The 16,863-nt window shown below is 68.1% G+C and carries 18 protein-coding genes and 1 pseudogene; 10 read left to right on the top strand and 9 right to left on the bottom strand.

Annotated features, from left to right (window positions below):
* The first annotated feature begins 325 nt into the window (after positions 1-325).
* From HYQ63_RS00090 to HYQ63_RS00065, 6 genes are all read left to right on the top strand, one after another.
* Complete coding sequence (locus HYQ63_RS00090; protein ID WP_179931928.1) at positions 326-1,531, top strand: ABC-three component system protein; 1,206 nt, start codon at positions 326-328, stop codon at positions 1,529-1,531.
* Between the two features lie 2 nt (positions 1,532-1,533).
* Entirely contained in the window at positions 1,534-2,010 is a 477-nt protein-coding gene (locus HYQ63_RS00085) for a three component ABC system middle component (RefSeq protein WP_257231484.1), read from the top strand.
* A 29-nt stretch (positions 2,011-2,039) separates the two neighbouring features.
* Positions 2,040-3,992, top strand: coding sequence for a DUF3732 domain-containing protein (locus tag HYQ63_RS00080; protein ID WP_179931926.1), 1,953 nt, complete (start codon positions 2,040-2,042; stop codon positions 3,990-3,992).
* 979 nt (positions 3,993-4,971) lie between these two features.
* Positions 4,972-5,580 carry a helix-turn-helix domain-containing protein gene (locus tag HYQ63_RS00075; protein ID WP_257231483.1) on the top strand — a complete coding sequence of 203 codons (609 nt, stop codon included), beginning with the start codon at positions 4,972-4,974 and terminating at the stop codon, positions 5,578-5,580.
* A gap of 49 nt (positions 5,581-5,629) precedes the next feature.
* The gene (locus tag HYQ63_RS00070; protein ID WP_179939583.1) at positions 5,630-7,849 is read left to right on the top strand and encodes a Mucin-19; all 2,220 of its coding nucleotides are present in this window, start codon (positions 5,630-5,632) and stop codon (positions 7,847-7,849) included.
* Positions 7,846-8,598 carry a hypothetical protein gene (locus tag HYQ63_RS00065; protein WP_179931925.1) on the top strand — a complete coding sequence of 251 codons (753 nt, stop codon included), beginning with the start codon at positions 7,846-7,848 and terminating at the stop codon, positions 8,596-8,598. Before HYQ63_RS00070 ends, HYQ63_RS00065 begins: the two co-directional genes overlap by 4 nt.
* A 98-nt stretch (positions 8,599-8,696) precedes the next feature.
* Here the strand turns inward: HYQ63_RS00065 and HYQ63_RS00060 are convergent, their stop codons facing one another.
* The 3 genes from HYQ63_RS00060 to HYQ63_RS00050 form a co-directional block, all read right to left on the bottom strand.
* On the bottom strand, positions 8,697-9,452 hold the full coding sequence (locus tag HYQ63_RS00060; protein WP_179931924.1) for a helix-turn-helix domain-containing protein: 756 nt from the start codon (positions 9,450-9,452) through the stop codon (positions 8,697-8,699).
* Between the two features lie 59 nt (positions 9,453-9,511).
* A complete protein-coding gene (locus HYQ63_RS00055) occupies positions 9,512-9,742 on the bottom strand; it encodes a hypothetical protein (RefSeq protein ID WP_179931923.1) in 231 nt (76 codons plus the stop codon).
* A 681-nt stretch (positions 9,743-10,423) separates the two neighbouring features.
* A complete protein-coding gene (locus HYQ63_RS00050; protein WP_179931922.1) occupies positions 10,424-10,873 on the bottom strand; it encodes a hypothetical protein in 450 nt (149 codons plus the stop codon).
* A 309-nt stretch (positions 10,874-11,182) separates the two neighbouring features.
* On the opposite strand from HYQ63_RS00050, the gene HYQ63_RS00045 reads away from it, so the two are divergent.
* From HYQ63_RS00045 to HYQ63_RS45780, 3 genes and pseudogenes are all read left to right on the top strand, one after another.
* On the top strand, positions 11,183-11,377 hold the full coding sequence (locus tag HYQ63_RS00045; protein ID WP_179931921.1) for a hypothetical protein: 195 nt from the start codon (positions 11,183-11,185) through the stop codon (positions 11,375-11,377).
* A gap of 564 nt (positions 11,378-11,941) precedes the next feature.
* Positions 11,942-12,604, top strand: coding sequence for a trans-aconitate 2-methyltransferase (locus HYQ63_RS00040; protein ID WP_179931920.1), 663 nt, complete (start codon positions 11,942-11,944; stop codon positions 12,602-12,604).
* A gap of 22 nt (positions 12,605-12,626) precedes the next feature.
* Positions 12,627-12,872: pseudogene (locus HYQ63_RS45780) on the top strand (IS5/IS1182 family transposase); the annotation flags it as partial.
* Between the two features lie 150 nt (positions 12,873-13,022).
* Here the strand turns inward: HYQ63_RS45780 and HYQ63_RS00035 are convergent.
* The 4 genes from HYQ63_RS00035 to HYQ63_RS00020 form a co-directional block, all read right to left on the bottom strand.
* The gene (locus tag HYQ63_RS00035; protein WP_179931919.1) at positions 13,023-13,595 is read right to left on the bottom strand and encodes a hypothetical protein; all 573 of its coding nucleotides are present in this window, start codon (positions 13,593-13,595) and stop codon (positions 13,023-13,025) included.
* 69 nt (positions 13,596-13,664) lie between these two features.
* On the bottom strand, positions 13,665-14,213 hold the full coding sequence (locus HYQ63_RS00030; RefSeq protein WP_179931918.1) for a GNAT family N-acetyltransferase: 549 nt from the start codon (positions 14,211-14,213) through the stop codon (positions 13,665-13,667).
* Positions 14,214-14,428: 215 nt separating this feature from the next.
* Positions 14,429-14,962 carry a Ku protein gene (locus tag HYQ63_RS00025; RefSeq protein WP_257231482.1) on the bottom strand — a complete coding sequence of 178 codons (534 nt, stop codon included), beginning with the start codon at positions 14,960-14,962 and terminating at the stop codon, positions 14,429-14,431.
* A gap of 226 nt (positions 14,963-15,188) precedes the next feature.
* Positions 15,189-15,494 (bottom strand): hypothetical protein, encoded by a 306-nt coding sequence (locus tag HYQ63_RS00020; RefSeq protein WP_179931917.1) that lies wholly within the window; start codon positions 15,492-15,494, stop codon positions 15,189-15,191.
* A gap of 59 nt (positions 15,495-15,553) precedes the next feature.
* Here HYQ63_RS00020 and HYQ63_RS00015 point away from each other — a divergent pair, with 59 nt between their 5' ends.
* On the top strand, positions 15,554-15,829 hold the full coding sequence (locus HYQ63_RS00015; protein WP_179931916.1) for a hypothetical protein: 276 nt from the start codon (positions 15,554-15,556) through the stop codon (positions 15,827-15,829).
* 97 nt (positions 15,830-15,926) lie between these two features.
* Here the strand turns inward: HYQ63_RS00015 and HYQ63_RS00010 are convergent, their stop codons facing one another.
* Both HYQ63_RS00010 and HYQ63_RS00005 read right to left on the bottom strand, forming a co-directional pair.
* Entirely contained in the window at positions 15,927-16,388 is a 462-nt protein-coding gene (locus HYQ63_RS00010) for a hypothetical protein (RefSeq protein WP_179931915.1), read from the bottom strand.
* A gap of 47 nt (positions 16,389-16,435) precedes the next feature.
* On the bottom strand, positions 16,436-16,720 hold the full coding sequence (locus tag HYQ63_RS00005) for a hypothetical protein (RefSeq protein WP_179931914.1): 285 nt from the start codon (positions 16,718-16,720) through the stop codon (positions 16,436-16,438).
* Positions 16,721-16,863: the final 143 nt, after the last annotated feature.

The following is a 16,863-nucleotide window of genomic DNA, read 5'->3' as shown; positions in this document are numbered from 1 at the left end:
CTCGCTGAGGTCGTCGACCATCTTGGCGCCAGCAGGAAGAGCCATGGCGGTCACCGACGAGGACTGCTGCGTGCTGTTCTGCAGCCCGGCCGCCCAAGAAGCTGCCTCCCGTGGCCCCGCTGATCGTTTGGATATCGCTTGTCCGGGAGGTGCTAGATTACGCCAACAGGGGAGCGGTGGGCTGGTTCGTGGGGGAATCGCTTGCAGCCGTCGGCGCCGTGTCTCGTCGTGGCTGTCATGCCCGGCGAGGGAACTGTCGTTGGTACAGGCTCGACCACAAGTGGGGAACGTGGCGCAAACGGGGTCGCATTCGGCGGCAGGCCAGATGACCGGGTACCTCTACCAGTGCGAGCTGGCCCTGCTGGAGCTCGCCCAGCGCAGCTGGGACGACATCACGGTCGAAGTCCGTATGGAGGTCCTCGACGACATCGAGTTCCTGTACGAGGACACGGACGACCCGTTCGAGCTGTTGCAGTCCAAACACCGTGAGAATGCCGGGCGGTTGAGTGAGACTGGCAAGGACTTCTGGCGATCTGTCGCCTCGTGGATCGATGCGCTGACCGTAGTGGGGAGCCTGTCCGCCGGGGCGATGCCCCTGCTGCGGCTGGTCACCACCCAGATGGCGGCCGAAGGCACCTTCCTCCACCAGCTCCGCCCTGGCCCCGGGCGCTCCGTAGCCGATGCCCTGGCTGGCATGGAGCAGATCGCCCAGGCATCTGAGCCCGACAACACAGCAAAAGACCGCAAGAAGTTCACCGAGCTCACGCCCGCGCAGCGCTACCGGCTCGTTGCTGCCATCGAGATCAGCGACGCGTCCCCGCTGATGTCAGACCTCAACTCTAATCTGGCCCGGACACTGGGGATCAGGCCTGGGCAGCACGCCCGCGCCATCCTCGACGACATCAAGGGGTGGTGGTACGGCATGGCCGTCGAGTTGCTGGACCGCAAGAACCGGACTCGGGCCTCGGTCACCGCCCAGGAACTGCAGTGCCGCCTGGAGGAGATCACCGACCGGTATGCGGGGAAGAACCTGCCCATCACCGAGACGCTGCGCCGCCTCACGGTCGCCGAGATCGACGCCTACAAGGACGACCTGGTCGTGGCCCAGATGCAGTGGATCGGGCTCAAGGACCGCACCATCGCCACCCACCTGCGGGACTATCACTACGCCCGCGCCCAGCGCTCCGAATGGCTTCGCACCTTCAAGATCACCGAAGAGGGGCTTGAGGACTACGAGCGGCTCCTGTGGGACGAGTGGGACCACGTCTTCACCCGGCACACCGACACGATCGAGGATGACACTCCCGCCGCGGAACGCAAGGCTGCTGGCAAGCGCGTCCTGGATGACACCATGGAGAAGGTCGCTGACAAACCCGCCCGCCCCGGGAGCACCACCGAAGGATGGATCGGCCGCGGCACCATGCACAGCCTCGCCGGTCGGGCGCAGACCGCCCATGACGACGACTCCGTCGGCTGGCACCCCGACTACCCCGACCTGTGCCAGAACCACAACGAGCCGCAGGGCCAGTGACCATGACCAACCATCGCGTCCCCGAAGCACAGGCTGTGCTCAACACGGCCTTCGGCGCTTACCTCCTGGCCACCAGCGTCCACGCCGCCAATAAGAAGGCCGACCGCCCCATGCCCTGGCCCAGCGCCTTCCTCGTGCTGCCCTTCGTACTGCCCGCAGACACACGCAAGGAGCTGCCCACGCAGTCCGTCCATTCGATGTCTGCGTGGCTCAACGAACACCCCCAGCACCAAGCCGCCTTCGCGCAACGCGCTGCCGCACTGACTGAATACACCCGCGCCAGCTTGCGCACCGCGGCCCGCCACCACGCCATCGACGTCACCGGTTCAGGACTGCGCTGCCCCCGCGCACCGAAACCCGCCTCGGCAGCCGCCAGTGAGGAAGTCGCCGACTGCGCCCGCCGCGCAGGCCTCGTCGGACGCTGGCTTGCAGTCGTCGACCCCTCCCTCGCCTTCAACCTCCTCGGCGTCCGCCCCTAACCACCCCCACAAGGAGCTCGCGAACCACCATGCAGCTACTCGCCCTGGCCCTCTACCACCGAGACGGCAGACCCACCCCCAGGGTCCTGCGTTTCCGCCCCGGGGCGCTGAACATCCTCACCGGTGAGTCCGAGACCGGGAAATCCGAGATCCTCGACATCGTCGACTACTGCCTGGGACGCAGCACCCCCAACCTGCCCGACGAACCCATCGACCGGACCGTGGGCTGGTATGCACTCCTGGTGGCTTTCCGCGACAGCCGTATGGTTCTCGCGCGGCCCCGGCCCGCAGGCGCCTCGACTACCCACGCCATGATCCGCACCGGTGACGAGACCCTCGACCTCCCCCGTGCCGACGAGCTGACGCCAAATTCGAACGTCGCTGCGCTGCGCAGCCAACTCAGCGCCCGCCTGGGAATCGAAGACTTCCGCTTCCAGCCTCCCCCCGGCGCCGCACGTGCTGCCTTCGACGTCTCCATCGGCCAGGCAGCTCTCCTGTGCTTCCAGAACCAGAATGAGATCGCCGACAAGAAGGCCCTCTTCCACCGCCAGACCGAGAACGGCATCGCCCAGGCTCTCAAAGACACTCTTCCCTATCTCCTCGGGGCCGCAGGGCCTGAACAGGCCCTGCGCCGCTACCACTTGAACGAGGCCCAGAGAGCCCAGCGGGCCGCCCAGCGCAAGCTCGACGATGCCCACCGCCACGCTGCGGCCGTGGACGCCAGTGGCCTTGCCCTGCTTCGCCTCGCTCAAAGCGAAGGAATCCTGGAAGAGGTCCCGGCGGCACCCGCCCCCGAGGAGACCCGAGCTCTGCTCGAGCAGGCACTCACCGTCACGGTGTCGACCATAGGCCCGGTCGACCTCAGGGACCGGCGCCAGGCGCTGAATGACGAGCGGCGGGATCTGCGTGAACAGCTGCAGCAGCTCGATGAAGCGCTTGCACTGGTGGAACGCTGGCAAAAGCAGGGACAAGCCTTCACCGGTGAGCTGCACCTTCAGCTAGGCCGCCTGAAGTCCCTCGACCTCCTCGGGCCCGAACGCGACCACGACAGCACCGTCTGCCCGATGTGCACGCGTCCCCTGGACGAACCGGATGCGTCAGCCGCCGAGATCAACAGGCTCACTGAGCAGCTCTCCGCGGAACTCGATCAGGCCCAGACCATCCAGCCCATCCGCGACGAACACCGCCGCTCCCTCCAGACCGAGCGGGAAGCCGTCGTCGAACGCCTGAGAGTCAACGGGGCACAGCTACGGGAACTCGCCGCCAGCGACGAACGCATGCGCAACCTTCAGGAACAGCATGTGCGCATCGCCAGGGTCCAGGGACGGATCGACCAAGCGCTCACCGCCGGTACAGGATCATCCGTTGGCGACATCGGCCGGTTGCGCAACGATCTGGTCCTGGCCCAGGAAAACGTCGCTACACTTCAGGCCCTGATCGACGAGGACGACGTCACCGCCGAGACGGAACGACGGCTCACCGACATCGCCGCCAACATGACCACCTGGGCCAAGCGTCTGAACCTTGGACAGGCCGCCTCAGCCGACGAAGTCGCTATCAGCCTCAGTCAGCTCAATGTCGTGGTCCGACGCCCCCTGGGACGTCTCCCGCTGAACCGCATCGGCAGCGCGAAAAACTGGATCGGCTACCACCTCGTCGCCCACCTCGCCCTGCACACCTACTTCCGGCTCCACAACCGGCCGGTCCCGAACTTCCTCATGCTGGACCAGCCGACCCAGGCCTTCTTCCCCGCAAAGATCAAGGACGCCACCACCGTTCAGGATGCCGACTGGGCCACTGTCACGGCCTACTTCGAGCTCCTGCGGGATGTGGCCGACCTCAATGAAGGCGCCCTACAGATCATCGTGTGCGACCACGCCAACCTCACCGAGCAACCCTGGTTTCAGGAGGCCATCGTGGAGGACTGGCGACCGGTCGACGGGCATCGCAAAGCCTTGATCCCGACCGACTGGGTCGACTGACGCTGGCCACCGGGGCGCTGGGCGGTGTCCACATCATCGGGCAACGTCCGGCGCTCCTCGCAGGCGGGAGGCAGAGCACATTGGATCTGTGCGCCGGGCCGCCCGTCGAAGGGACCTGCCGCGTCGACGAGCGACCTTACGATCTACTGGAGAACCTGGCAGAGAAGTGGTCGTTGTACCTGCCGCGGATGGAAATTTCGGACGACGAGGACTGCTCATGGCGTGCGACGACCCGTGGATTGAAAAGCGGCGTTACGAGTACGCGGGCGGACGGTACGTGGGTTGCCGTACATGCGGCGGAGATCTCTGCACCGCCTGCCGAACCAATCATCTCATTCCGTCTGGAATGCCCTCCGAGGTCAACGACGACAACGTCTGCTCGGCTTGCGGGCCGGGAAAGGTTGAGGCGGCAGACGCAGGGGCATGAGCATCGTCGTCGCCCGTACGTCTGTCAGGCGTCCATCGCGTTCAGCGCTTGGTCCAATGTGCCTTCCATGAGGGCTGGATCATGCCGGCAGAAGGCCGCATCCCGGTACCGGTGGGCGCGCGCGATTCGTGGCCGTGTTCAGGGAATCTGCTGGCCCAATCCTTGACCATAGAGGGTCCGGGCGGAGTGGCTGATGAGGGCGGGCCTGCATGCAGCCCGGCCGCTGGCCCCGCGTGCCTGGCGTGAGACCCCACGTTCAGCAGGTCACCCGGAACGCAATCGCCAGGTGTGCCAGGCCTGCCACTCCAGCGGCACCCTCGGCTTCTTCCAGGCCGTGGCCTACACCGAAGGCCCATGCGTGGCATCACCGACCTCCCAGCGCCCCGAAACCATCTCCAGGGAGCTCTTCGTGGCTGGGAGCTCACTCTGACCGCGATCTGGCACAGGCATCCAAAGATGCTCCACCAGGTCGAGTGCGGGTCTGCGTTGACTTGGGTATCCGGCATTCGATAATTTCGATGCCTCATCAGATATCGAAGTCGGTTTGAACGGGTGGATGATGTGCTGCTGACAACAGGGCAAGCTGCGGAAGAGCTGGGTTGTGCGGTCACCACCTTCCGTCGCCTCATCCACGCCGGAGTGCTGCCGGGCCTGTCGCGTCGTGGAGTGCGTGTCATGGTGCCGCTGGAGGTCGTGCAAACTCTCCGGGACCGTGTGGCCGCGCCGCTTGAACACCTCAAGGCCCGGGAGGTCGGAGTGCTGCGGGCTGATGTGGCCAAGCCGGTGAAGGAACATGATCGTCAGTGGCTTGGCTTCTCGGCCTCACTGCCGCCGGAGGACCTGCTGAAGGCACTGCGGGGCTGGTGGCGATGCGACGCGGCCAGTATCGCAGCCGGGGGAGTGCTGCCCGTAACACTGTCCGGCTACGTCGTCGCAGTCCTGACCGGCCTAAAGCACTGGGAAAAAGACAGCCGCGGACGCCACGGCTTCCCTGAAGCGGCCTTGGCTGGCTACATCACCGACCTTGCGTGCCCGGTGAAAGAGCTGACCGCACCGAAGGCCGCCGACCGTGAACTGGCTGATCTCCTGCTGGGCACGCACCTGACGTCCCACGCCGGCGGCACCATCGCCTACGTCACCACACAAACGACACCCGCATAGCTCTCATCAGCCATCCCCTAACCCGACGCGACGCCCGGAAGAGACCATGATGGACAGCAAGGAATTCACCGCCGCTCTCGGGCAACTGCGTCAAGTCCGCGATGACATCAAAGCAGTCCGCAAGGAGCTGCAGCGGCTGGAGGCGGACCGGGACAAGCGGATCGTGGCGCTGGGAGCCTACGGGAAGGCCAAGGCCGACCGAATCGCCCCCGCGGCTGGCCTGGCCGTTGTTGACGTCGTCACCCTGGTCCCGCATCTGGGCCCCCGACAGCAGGCGGCCCCGCCGTCGGTCCCCGCGCAGCCGGAGCCGACCGGCGACGACGTCCAGGCCGCGGCCGCCGCCCCGGCGCCCGGACCGGCCGGTGCGCTCGCCCCTGACCTGCGTCGCCCCGAGCCCCGACCTGCGGCCGCCGACAACGACACCGACGAGCAGCTGCACGACGCGGCCGGCGAACACGTACCGGAGGGCGAGGCCGTCGCCGACGGTGCCGCGCCCGCCCTCGAGGAGCCGTCCGGGCAGCACGGCCAGGAGCAGCAGCCCGCACCCGCTCCGGTCGCCGTGCCTGCTGTGGAGCAGGGCCGGGAGCTGCCGTCGATCCCGGCCGGGGAGAGCGGCGACGCCTGGTGCGTCCCAACGCCGAACCTGGCCTCCAAGCGGCCCAACTTCACTCAGCAGCCGCGCCAGATGGCCTTCCTCGACACCACCACCGGCGTCCTGGTCCACCGCGACCAGACCGCGCGCCTGGACCTGGGCACCGCCAGCGTCTCGGAGATCCTGACCGCCGTGTACGCCACCGTCCCCAACAGCGTGGAACGGATCTACATCACTGCCGGTGACCCGTGGCACCGGGATGCCGACCGGTACCCGTTCCTGCGCGACTCGGTTGCCGCCTGGCTCAACGCGCCGGTGCCCGGCTGGAGCGTGGAGTCCTCCCGGGGCAAGGACCGCCTGGCCGGGCACCTGGTCCACCCGCGCAACCCCGTGGGCCGCTGGCAGCGCGGTGACCAGCACACCGAGATCCGGTCGGTGGGGGAGTGGTTCGACCCCGAGGGCGCCGACCCGGCCACCGTGCGGGACGCATTCGTGCTGCTGTGGAAGCAGCTGCGCCACCACTGGCCGGACGTGACGCTGATGGGCTCGCCCTCGCAGACCGGCCGCGACCTGTGGTCGCGCACCATCCCCGCCAAGGCCGGGTCGCGGTGGGCCGAGGGGTATCCGGTGATGTCGGAGGAGATCCGCGGTCTGTTGCACGCCACCGCCGGGCAGGGCCGCACCGAGCTCATCCTCCCCCCGCGGGTGCCGGAGAAGCTGCCGCGGTTGGTGGAGTACGACCGCACCTTCGCCTACGCCAAGCACACCTGGGCTTCCGGCGTCGGCGCACCCCGCCGGATCACCGCGGCCGCGTTCGCCGCCATGTCGGAGAAGGAGCAGACGAACGCGCTGTTCGCCCCCAGCCACTGGCAGATCCGCGTCACGGTGCCCGACGGCTGGAACCACGTCGGGATCCTCCCGGCGCCGGCCGCGGGGGACCGGGCCTGGTACTACCCGGCCGAGCCCGGCCAGACCTTCACCACCTGGGCCGGGGGAGCGGAGGTCAACCTCGCCCTGCGCAACCCGATCACCCCCTGGCGGATCGAGATCCTCGACGGCCTGCTGTGGGAATCCGGCACCCCGCTGCGCGACTGGTCGACCCACCTCAAGGAGGCCTGGGCATCCCTCCAGGCGCTCGCGGCCAACCACGGCGACCAGCGGCAGCGCACCGCCGCCCACCTCGCCTCCCGCGCGGTCCGCAGCATCCTGCTGTACGGCATCGGCGGCTTCGCCCAACGCCCCCGCATCACCACCCGCTCGGTGCCCGTCGGCCACGAGCACGAGATTCCGGCCGGAGCGCAGATCATCGGCTCCGACGGCGAGATGATCACCTGGCAGCGCAGCGCCGGATTCTCCCGCGACCCCTACGCGCACCCCGAGTGGGCGGCCGGGGTGTGGTCCGGCGCCCGGGCCGCGCTGCTGTCGACGAAGATGCGCGAGGACAACGTCTCCGTCGGCGCGCTGCACCTGCCGCCCGAGTCGATCGTCGGCTTCCGCACCGACGCCATCTACACCACCCACGACGCTCCCTGGCCTTACCACGGCCGGCCCGGCGACTACCTCAAGAAGGGCCACCTGCCCGGACCGTTCACCGGCCCGCGCACCGAGGAGGAACTGCTGTCCCTGCAGACCCTCGGCCGCGCCCACCTCGTTGAGGAACAGGAGGCCGGACGATGACGCCTCGCAGGCGCAGGGGAACCGGCGGCCGCCGCGGCCGTGCCGGACGATCTCAGGTCAATGAGGCGGCGCGGCTGGCCCAGGAGTTGCTGAACGCCGGCCTCACCAAGCGCGACGTCGGCGAGATCATTGGACGCAACCCGTCCCTGGTGAGCCAGTTCTTCACCAAGGGCAAAGGCGCCTCCTACGTGGAGGCGCTGCGCTACGCGGTCCAGGAGCTCCAGGTCGGCGCCGCGACCACGGTCCCCGAGCTGAAGGCGGTGGCGCAGCCGTACGTCCACCGCCGCACCACCAAGGCCGGAAAGACGGCCCGAGTGCGTACCAAAGACGTGATCGCCACCCCGGGCCGCTCCACCATGGCCCGCGCCGCCAAGCAGCACATCGCCTCCGGCGCCTCCCGGCTGCGGCCGGTGGTGGAGAACACCGCGGCGGCCGAAGGCCGGATCGCCTTCACCGTCCGGGCCAAGAAGAGGGACTTCCTGATTGACTCCGGCCGCATGCGGGACTCACCAGGCGTACGCCGCAACGTCGTCCAGCGCAAGGACAGCACCGAAGAGCGCGCGTACGGCAACAGCGCCGGCCCCGGCCTGGGCGAGGCCGGGTTCGACGCACGGGAGTGGAAGAACCGGGTCGACGCGCACGGCGGCGACGTCGCCGCCGCCGTGCGCGCCTGGATGGTGGAGACCGGACGCCTCGCACCCGACGCGCAGCTCACCCACCTCGAAGTCCGCGGCTGGACACCCACCTGACGCCTCATCGGGGAGCTGCCGCCGCCTGGACGCACCGGCAGCTCCCCGATCATCGACTGGCTCGGCGACCGTGCGGTTGGTCTACGGATGATCCAGCACTACCCATTCGACGTGATCCGGGAGGCCACCCCCGTCTGCTTGGACATGGGCGTGAAGCCGTTCCGCTGCCGGTCTTGGCGCGGGGCCCGGGGCCGCCCTCCTGCGAGCCGCGTGCGCCGGTACTTTTCGATGCTCGCGTTATACGTCTGCACCCGTAGTGCCTCTGCGGGCCGCACACGGCCCAGTGCTGAAAGCCAGCGCTGGGCAGCTCCTGGATCCACGCTGCAGGCGCGGAGGATGGCCATGAGGATGTCGGCGGTCACGGGCCGGTCACCGCGCAGAACCGCCGCGAAGGTGTGGTGGGAGAAGCCGCCGCTCTGCCGCGCCATGTCCCTCAGACTCAGGCCGCGAAAGCGCCGCATGTGGTCCAGGAGCCGTGCCAGCTCTGCCTCGCTTTTCACCCACTGAGGCGGAGTCAGCTGCCGTGTGCGGGCCCATTTGCTCATCAGCGCAGCGTGGCGGTCCTCGGCATGGCCGGTGCGCTGGGCAAGCCGGACGCCTTCCCAGCGCGAGCGCCAGAGCGCCGGATCGCCGCCACAGGCACGGACGTACCCGTGCACGGTGCGCCAGGTGGGCAACGCGCGCCCGTTGTGCGCGTCTGAGAGCGAGGCGGTGCAGACGCCGGAGCGCTGGGCCATCTCGGTCAGCGTCGGTGCCCCCGCCCGGGCGCGCAGGGTGCGCAGGGTGGAGGCGAAGTCCACCAGCGGGCTGTCCTCGCCGTCGCTGGTGGGCAGGGGGTTCATGGGGCGGGCCACCGTGTCTCCTTTCCGTGAGCCCGCGGCCCGGGGCGCGGGGCCCCGGGCCGGAGGAAGGGTCAGGACTGGGTGAAACGGCGGCGCATTTCGGCGCTGACGAGCCCGGCAACGCCTACCACGGCCATGGCTTCCGGCAGGTCCATCCCCAGTGCGAGGAGGGCGACCAGCGCGCCCAGCACCACGACCAGGAGGACCACGTCGATCCAGGACAGGCGGGGGCGCGGAGCCGTGGGCTCGGGCTGGGAAGGAGGCTGGGGGGTGCCGTGGTTGTCAGGAAGGATCAGGGACAAGCGAACTCCAGGTCCGGGCGGGATTGCTGTGGACGTGTCCTGGACCGGTTGCAGCCGGTGGACAGGACTGTTTCTCACGCTACTGAGAGCAACGTGCGTGTGTATGGAGGCAGTTGCGGTACTCGCACACGTGGTCAACCATGTCCTGTCGCCGCGACACGCGTGGCACGCTGCGCAGTCGGCCAGATTGCGCGGATTCGCCGGGAAGGTGGGTTTCCGGGAACCAGGGAGCTGCGTTTTTGCAGGTCACACCCTCTGCAGCTGCGGTGGAAGAAAATCTTGCAATCCTCCGACAGAGGGTAAATAACTATCCGCGCTCCGCTTTCTTGCATTGTTCGCGAGGTGTCGCGGATCTGTCGCGAATAACGGGTAAGGGTTGCTCATGCCACACCCGGGTTTCCGCAGGTCATCAAGGCAAGTTTTTCGTGTTCCGTAATTGTCAGTGCCGAGAGATTGCTTTTGATCAAGACGACCAGCCACACTCTTACCTGTTGAAGCGCGGCTTACCGCGCTCCCGGGCGACGATCCGTATTGCTGTGGACGCACCAGGGACAAACGGGGAGCTTCCGTTGCAGCGGGAACCCCCACCAACTTCTCGGCACACCCCAATCGAGGGAGCGAAGTCGAGGACCGCGTGTGGCCCGGCCAGTTCGGCCGGGCCACGAGTGTGTCTGCTGGCGGTCAGGACGCGTCGGCAGGCGCGGGCCGATCGTCCAGCACGATGGTGGTGACCTCGCTGCCGTCAGGGCGGGTGTACTTGACCTCGGCAACAGCCATCTGCGTGCGCCGGTAGACGGCATCGGCCAGGGCCCAGGTCGCCAGATCCGAGTCCTCTCCGACACAGTCATCGAGGACCTTCCGCATCGTGACCAGGATCGCCAGCAGGGACCGACCGGACAGAATCGTCTCGATCTGCCCGTCGTTGAGATCGCTGACCTGATCTGGATGGCGGAAATGCGGGTGCTGGGAGGTCTGCTCGATCACGAACGTCCAGGTGTCCCGGTGGCACACCAGCCGGGCACACGCAATGGCGGCCGCCTTCAGTAGGCCGCGCAAGTGCTGGCGGTGTTCGTCGGGCTTCGCCTCCGCCTCCGGGTCTTCACCCGACTGTGCTTCACCCGACGACGCCATCGCGGTCTCGTCCGGCGGGGCAACGGCGCCGGGAACAGGGCCAAGCGGGGACGGCGTACCGGTCGGCAGGCCAGGAGGAGTCTCGCCATGCTGCTCCTCGCTCTGTCCCCGCGACCAAGGAGCAGTGGGAGGGCCCCGCATCGCCCACCGCCGCCAGGTGCAGCAGGAGGCCCAGGCAGTCCGGTGACTCCGTCTTCGAACAGCGGGCCACCGAGCGGCTCGACGCCGCGCTCGACGGGTACAACCGCGACGTCTGATCAACCAGCCCAGCAGCAGACGCACCATCACCACCCAGGAGGCACACACATCATGGCCAGGAACAACGAGGGCAGCCAGAACCAGTACGGGGATGTCACGGGCGACGTCGGCACCGTGATCGAAGGCGCGACCGGGCCTGTGGTCCTCAACGGCAACGTGCACATCCACAACACCGACAACATCAGCGAGTTGGGCGCGGTCGTCGTCAACGGCGACAACTACGGAGGCCTCGGCTACAGCAAGTGAGCAGACGTCCGGGACCGCGCCAATCGGCCCCGGACGCTCCGAAGGACATCACAACCCCGGGCCCCGCCAACCGGCGGGACCCGACCCATGTCGGGACCGGCAGCGTCAGCCATCCCGACGGGGTCGGGCAGTCTTCTTCGTCCCCGCCTTCTCCTTGGACGGCTTGGCACGGCGCGCCCGCGCAGCCTCCACGCTCTGCTCTAAAGCAGCCATCAAGTCCACCAGTGCGCCTTCCACCGGTGGCGGCCGCGTGAGGCGGCTCCGCCCCTTCCAACCGGGCGGCCACCACCCGCTCCAGCGCGTGGGCATAGGCGTCCTGCTGCTCTTCGAAACGGAAGTCACTGCCGAGCGCGTCCATCAGGGGGTGAGCCATCTGCAGCTCCTGGCGCCCGGCCGTCGGCGTCTTCGGGACCGCGATGTCCTCGGTGGAGCGCAGCTCGTCCGGCCACACCATGGTCTGCATCGCGATCGATCCCATGCGGCTGACTACGGTCTGGAACGTAGCCGCCACCCGTCGCCTGGGACCACGCCCCGTGAGGTGCCTTTTCTGTCTACCGTGGCGCCATGGCGTTGCTTTCCTACCTCCACCGTTTCAATCAGCGGCATCCATGGAGCCACAACGACCATTACGGCCCCTGGACCGCTGGCCAGGTGGCTGCGTCCAAGGCTCACCACGTCCTCGATGTCGGGTGCGGTGCGGGGAATCTTGCCGCGCTTTTGCGTCGTCGGGCGGTCATCGTCACCGGGCTTGAACCCGACCCCGGGATGGCCCGCGCGGCGGCGAAGCGCTTCGCCGACGACCCGGCGGTCACCATCGTGGAAGCCGACTTCGCCGGGCGCGACTCGCACCGGCGCTTCGACGCCGTCACCCTGGTCGCCGTCCTGCATCACCTGCCGCTGGTGGCCAGCCTGCGGGAACTTCGCGGCTGTCTCGCTCCGGGTGGACGTCTTGTGGTCGTCGGCTGCTATCGGGAGGCAGGGCGCGTCGATCTGCTCGTCTCCCTGCTGGCCCTGCTCTTGAATCCGGTCATGGGGCTGGTCAAGCATCCGGCCCGCGCCACCGTGCTGCCCTTGCACATGACGGCGCCCACCACCGCTCCGCAGGAGACTCTGAGGGACATACGGGCTGCGGCCGCGCAGGAGCTGCCCGGCGCCCGGATCCGGCGTCGCCTGTTCTGGCGATACAGCCTCGTCTACGACGCCCCCGCCGGGCACAGTCCGGCCTGACTTCCGCGGCCCCATCGTCTGAGCCAACTTGGCCTTGGCAGGCAAGCTCGTGGACTGGGCGAAGTCGTTCCTCCGTCTGACGATCAAGACTGTGAGCAGGCCCAAGGGTGCTCAAGTGTTCGTGATCTTGCCGCGTCGTTGTGGAGAGGTCACCGGCGTGGCTGGTGCACGCGCGCCGCAATGTGCGCGACTACAAGCCCCGTCCCGAGCACTCCGAAGCAATGCTCACCTCGCCACGATCACGCTCATGACCCGCCGGATCGCCCGACCGCCCATTCACCCGACAGCCGCACTTCCCCGGCCAGCTTCGGCAGTTCAAGCAGGGTGATCACACGACGCCTGTTCGCGAGTAAATCCCGGAAGGGGAAGGCCAGCTCGATGCCCGGGTACTCGCAGCCTGCTTCCAGACGGTTGACCGTCAGTCGACCAGATCTTCGGTCCATATGAGCGCCCCGGGGAAATCCGGGTGCCTGTCCGTTACCTCCCACTCCTCGTCGCCCGGCAGCGTCGCGATCCAGGGAGGCGGCGAGGCCAGCAGGTTCCCGACGAAGTCCAGGGCGCTGGTGAAGGAGCGCCAGAACGGATCACGTTCCCAGGCGAAGCCCTGCTCGATGTCCCACCAGCCAAGGCGGCCTGTCCTGATGTCGACCAGGAGCTGAATAACGCTCAACGCCGCGAACGGAACCAGGAAGGGCTTGTCTCCCTCCTCCAGGTTCGCGTCATCAGGTGCCGCGTACTTCAACCAGGTCGCACGGTTCCTGAGGATGTCCTCGACGCCCAGGAGCGTGTATTTGGGCGGGAGGATCACCGTCAGGCCTGAACCGTTGTGACGTAGCAGCGAGCGTTCGACATCCTCCGGCAGCTGCCCCCCGAGAGACTCGTACAAGAGCTCCAGGTCTGCGCGAGTACAGGGAGCCGGTAATGGAGCTTCCTCCGGGGCGTGCTGGGCTATCCAGCGTTCGATCTTTTCCCACGACTCCTCGACAGTCACGCGTCCTCCTCCACCCGGCCAAGAGGCCAAGGATCCCAACCCGTCATCGGCGAAGACGCCCACCGGAGTTCAAGATGGTTTCTCAGAGGGCGTGACCGGGGACCGCATGCCGAGCCACTGCTCGGCGTCCCAGGCCTGGAATCGCTCTACCTCGGTGAACCCCAGCTTCGCCGCGAGGCGCATCGAGCCGACGTTGGCGGTCTGGGTGGTGAGCACCACCGGCTCGCCGGGAAGGACGCTGTCGAACCAGTCGAGTGCCGAAGCACACGCCTCGGCGGCGTACCCGAATCCCCACGCCCGCGGCAGGAACAGGTAGCCGAGATCGACTTTCCCTTCGGCAGCCGGGCGACGGTGCTCCGGTGCTCTCCTGAGCAGGATCTGGCCGATCATCGCCCCGTCGAGATCAACGACAAAACTCCCGGGCCACCGCTCGGGCGCCCCGGGCATTTCGCGCTCAAGCTGGTCACGTGGGCGGGGGCCACCGAGATAGGTGTGCACCTCTGGTGAGGCGAGCAGTTCGATGAACGCCGCACGGTCCCGGGCCTCGGGCTCACGGAGTACGAGCCTCTCGGTCCTGATCGGGGCAAGTGGCCAGGCGATGAGTCCGAGCTCAGGCATGCCAGCCACCTAATCAGCAGGCTCGGCAGCGATCAAGACTCGCAGACCGATCAAGCCACCGGCCCGGGCCCCACCCTCACCAACGACAGTGGCATCGGTTGACTTTTCTGCAGCGATCACAGCCGTGAGCATGCCGACCGAACCTCTGGCACGGCAATGCATTTCTCCGACTTTGGGTGTGGACGCCCTGGCGCTCTCAAGGTCTGGGTCAGTAGCTATTCCGCACTGTCGAATATCCGAACCTGCCGATAACCTCGTTCCGCAGCCGCAGCCGCAGCCGCAGCCGCAGCCGCAGCGAGCGACTCCCGCGTGCGCAGCGCCACCCGGACCACCGCTACCTGCCCGGCTTCGCGCATCGCGTCCCGCAGCAGCGTGTACGGGCGGGCCACCGCCGCCTCGCCCGGGCCGAGGAAGTACGCCCGGTCCAAGGCCAGCGGGTCGATCCGGCCCGCGTCGACGAAGCCCAGGACCTCAATGCTCCGAGCGGCCGGCAGCGGCAGGTCAGCCAGATCGGCCTCGCTCAGGACAACCAAGCGGCCGTCGGCGGCCTCGTACCCGCGTGCCACTTCCTCGTAGGGGATCTCAATCCCCTCCCGCTCGCAGTACCGGCGCAGGCGCACCCGCCCGCCACCGCACCGGGTATGCACCTGGTGCAGCGGCACCAAATGGGGTTCGACAGCCGCGTGCACCGTCACCGGGATGCTCACCAGACCCCAGACGATGGGCAAGCGGACGATCGTCTGCGGCACGCTTCTATCCCACCCCTGAGCAGCGATGATCGCAACGCCCGCAGATGTCCCGTGCCATCGATCCTTGAACGATTGCCACTGAAGGTTGACCGTGCATATCGGGAACCCTGGGCCGTGCAAGCCCCAGGAAAGTACCCCCCGGGGCTGTTACGGTCCGCGCATGGCGGAACCGGTCACAGGCGCAGCAATGCGGGCGACAGCCCAGGCGATGCGGATGGCTCAGGCTTCAACAAACCCCTTGGTGGCAGTACGCCACGGACGCAGAGAAGACCGGGCAGTCGTCTACGACCGCTTCCTGGCCCTGTGCGTCACCTTCTACCGCCTGCGCCGTGACGGCGGAGACGACATACCCCTGCGCGTGGACGAGCTGTACGCCGCCCTCCACGCCATCGAACTGCGCGCGCCCAGGGACGTACGCGACGCCGCACGGCACCTGTTCTGGCGCATCGTCGGCCCGCCGTTCGCCAGCGACAGCCTGTACAAGGACTGGTATCCAGAGAACATCGACGATGACGCCCTGGAAGAAGCCCACGAATCCCACTTTTACGGCCCGGCCACCGCCCGTCAGACCGAGCCACCCCAGGAAATTCTTTGTGGAACGACCTGGAGGAGCCAGAGAAGCTCGCACTTCTGCGTTCCTGGTACAAGCCCTGGACCTTGCGGAAGTCCGTCGAAGACCTGGAAGCGCGCTGTCCGCCCTCCCACCCCTTCTGGCTGGCCAACACCTTCCGCAACAGTGCGGAATTCATGGATGGGGTCGCGTACTTCGCCTGGGTAGCCCGGATCGACGTGAATGGCAGGTGGCGCTTGTGGCATCGCCCCATGGCGCTGATCCCCCCGCTCAAGAGGTGGCAGCTGGAACGCTGATCACGGGGCAGGTAGACGCCCGGACGGCTGTCACGCTGGCCCTGTCACGCCAGGTGTCACGCTGACTGTCACGCCGCGCCGCGACGCCATACCTTGATCACTGCGCGGTACCGGCGGGCTCATCCCCGGGCAGCAGTACCTCGGGGTTCCCGGCGAAGTACGTCACCTGGGCGCCGGGTACTTCGCGGGAGGGCACCGGTCCGGCCAGGGAGCCGTGCTCGGCGGCGCCCATGGCGGCCAGGACTCCTGCGAGGCGTTCGGCGGCGCCGGCCGGGCCGGTGACCGCGATCCGCACCTCGTACGCGCCCTCGGGCCGGGCGCCTTCGTTCTCGCGGAGTGCTCCCCGGCTGCTCCCGGGCCGTCCCGCGCCGGTGCCGTCGGCGATGCGCTGGAGGCAGAGCAGGAGTCGGTCGGCGGTGCCGGGCAGCCATGGAACGCGCAGCTCCCCGGTCGCCGGGTCCAGCTCGCCGCGCCATTGCGCGAGGCGGTCGCGTACCTGCCCCGGCCACACCCTGCGGTGCGGGCTCCAGACTTCCGTCTCGGCGGGACCGTGCGGCATGGCCGGACCAAGCTGTACAGGGTGCCCCAGAGCCGCCAGACGCTCCGTCACGGGCTTGAAGTATCGGCCGTCCAGGTGATGCGCCTGCGGCCACCCAGGGCCGCCTGGAGGGCCTTGCACGCGCGCACCGTGGCGGTCCGGCGCCGGTCGGCGGCCGCCAGCTGCCCGCCGCTCGCTTTCGTCGGCACCGACTCGGCCACCGCGTACAGCTCGATGTCCATCTCACGGCCGCGGAAATCCCGCCCGGTCACCCAGCCGCGCACCGGCCCGCCCGGCTCACGCGGCAGATCCGCCCGCCCCAACTGCGACTTCGACGCCAGCGCCCACGGCACCTCACCCCACCACCGATACGACGCGGCGACTTCGCACAATCCCGCGGCCGCGCCGCCGCGCTGTTCCCGACCGTCGTGCTGTCATCCTGCCGCTGCTCCTGGCCGTGCTCGAGCTCGTTCGCCCTGTCCACCGCATGGGGTGC

The sequence above is a fragment of the Streptomyces sp. Rer75 genome (assembly GCF_013414305.1).
GTDB classification, from domain to species: Bacteria; Actinomycetota; Actinomycetes; order Streptomycetales; family Streptomycetaceae; genus Streptomyces; species Streptomyces himastatinicus.
Note: the sequence above shows the minus strand (reverse complement) of the source record. Positions and strands in the feature narration are given on the sequence as shown.